This window comes from Thiolapillus sp., assembly GCF_048562965.1.
Lineage (GTDB): Bacteria > Pseudomonadota > Gammaproteobacteria > Chromatiales > Chromatiaceae > Thiolapillus > Thiolapillus brandeum_A.
Map to the genome: position 1 here is coordinate 1 of NZ_JBHNMF010000641.1, position 1,734 is coordinate 1,734.

At 53.1% G+C, this 1,734-nt stretch carries 3 protein-coding genes; all 3 read left to right on the top strand.

Annotation, left to right across the window (positions count from 1 at the left end; genetic code table 11):
- Window positions 1-850: type II toxin-antitoxin system HipA family toxin (locus tag ACOCD2_RS18700; protein ID WP_419601919.1), on the top strand; the 850-nt coding region annotated here is incomplete at its 5' end.
- A gap of 35 nt (window positions 851-885) precedes the next feature.
- The gene (locus ACOCD2_RS18705) at window positions 886-1,068 is read left to right on the top strand and encodes a hypothetical protein (RefSeq protein WP_293649759.1); all 183 of its coding nucleotides are present in this window, start codon (window positions 886-888) and stop codon (window positions 1,066-1,068) included.
- The gene (locus ACOCD2_RS18710) at window positions 1,055-1,561 is read left to right on the top strand and encodes a hypothetical protein (protein ID WP_293649757.1); all 507 of its coding nucleotides are present in this window, start codon (window positions 1,055-1,057) and stop codon (window positions 1,559-1,561) included. Before ACOCD2_RS18705 ends, ACOCD2_RS18710 begins: the two co-directional genes overlap by 14 nt.
- Window positions 1,562-1,734 lie beyond the last annotated feature (173 nt).

Consider the following 1,734-nt stretch of genomic DNA (forward strand, 5'->3'; position numbering starts at 1 on the left):
CGGCATGGTCAGCGGCTTTGAGCAGGAGTTGGCTGTCCGAAACGATAAACACAGGCAGAAACTGGCTGATGTGGCATCTTCGCCTGGGGGGGCGCGGCCCAAGTTCCTGTACACGGAATCGAGGGAGGACGGCCTCACGCATTACCTGGTCAAGCTGTCATCGAAAAGCGACCAATATCCAGTCATCCGCCTGGAAGCGGCCTGTCTGCGTGCGGCACAAGCCTGTGGCATCGAGACGCCGGCATGTAGGTTGGTGTGGTATGACGACATCGGTGTTGAAGCGCTGTCGATTGTACGTTTTGATGTGACGCCGGAAGGTGGTCGTCGGCACATGGTCAGCCTCAAGACCCTGATGCACGCCGAGTATTATTACAGCAAAGCATATACGGATATTCTTTATGTTTTGCGGAAATATTCAGATGATCCGGAGAACGATAGCGTCCGGCTGTTTCGCCAGATGCTCTACAATGCGCTGATCGGCAACCGTGATGATCACCTGCGTAATTTTACGTTACTCCACGATGATACCGGATGGCGCCTGTCGCCAGGTTATGACATCACGCCGCTGTTTCCGCTTGGCGATAATGAGCCGCATGTTCTGCGCTTCGGATTGAAGGACAACACACGCCCCGGCGCTAACGAGCTGAAAAATCTGGCCAGCACTTTTGGTCTATCGCCTGCTCGGGCGCGGACAGAAACAGAACGGGTCATGTCCTCGATTGAGGAGCTGCGTGATGCCATGGCATTGTTTGGTGTGCCGGATGAACCGGCAGAATTGGTGCTAGGGCATGCCGCTGCATACCGTGATCGCCTAAGCGCGAAGGCCCGCAGGAGGCCAGGGACAAGATGAGATTAGTGGGAACCCGGCGAATCCGGGAAATAACAATGCATGCGGACGGCGAACTGCTGAAAGAGGGCGCGTTGTTCAACGATGAAATCCACAAACTTCCTACCGGCAAAACCATGCGCTTCAAAAAGGGAATATACCGCTACAAAAGCCACGATGAGGCCAATCAGCACCAAGACGCATGCCTGATTGAGCAGATGGTGGATCATGCCGACAGATGAATACAGCCGGCCAGCAACACTGGATGATTTGAAAAAAATCATCCAGTCTCTGAACAAGCACAATGCAGAGTACATACTGGTTGGAGGGTATGCACTCTTCACGCACGGATACCATCGGGCAACAGAGGATATTGACCTGCTTGTTCCCGCAAGCGCATCGCCTTCTAAAGCTATTATTGAGGCATTGCTGGTTCTTGCCGACAAGGAATCCGCGAATCTTGATCCCTTGTGGTTTGAGGAAGGTGAGAATATTCGATTGGTGGATGAGGTGGTAGTCGATTTGCTATTCAAGACCTGCGGCGAAACCTATGAGACATTGAAGCCTCACATTGAGACAATAGACCTCGAAGGCATACCAGTTCAAACGCTGGATCTGGCGGGGCTGCTGAAAACAAAGCAGTCTGCTCGTGAGAAAGATGCCGTTGATCGCAGAGTGCTTGAGCGCGTAATCGAAGCGCTGCGCCATCGAAAACACAAGCGCCCCCGGCATTGACATCCTCCCTGCCCTCGGTCTCCTGGCGCTTGAGAAGCTGGTTCCTGTCGAAATATCACAGGGAATTTCAACAGCTTAGAACCCATCGCGTCGATTATCTTCTGTTTCCTCGGTCTTGCCCACCCTATCTGGCTCAGTTTTGCCCTCTAAAGCCCCATCTATCGTGATAATGG

What these genes read in the sequence shown, in the direction of transcription:
- ACOCD2_RS18705 (WP_293649759.1), top strand. Translation starts at nt 886, where the DNA reads ATGCATGCGGACGGCGAACTGCTGAAAGAGGGCGCGTTGTTCAACGAT.
- ACOCD2_RS18710 (WP_293649757.1), top strand. Translation starts at nt 1,055, where the DNA reads ATGCCGACAGATGAATACAGCCGGCCAGCAACACTGGATGATTTGAAA.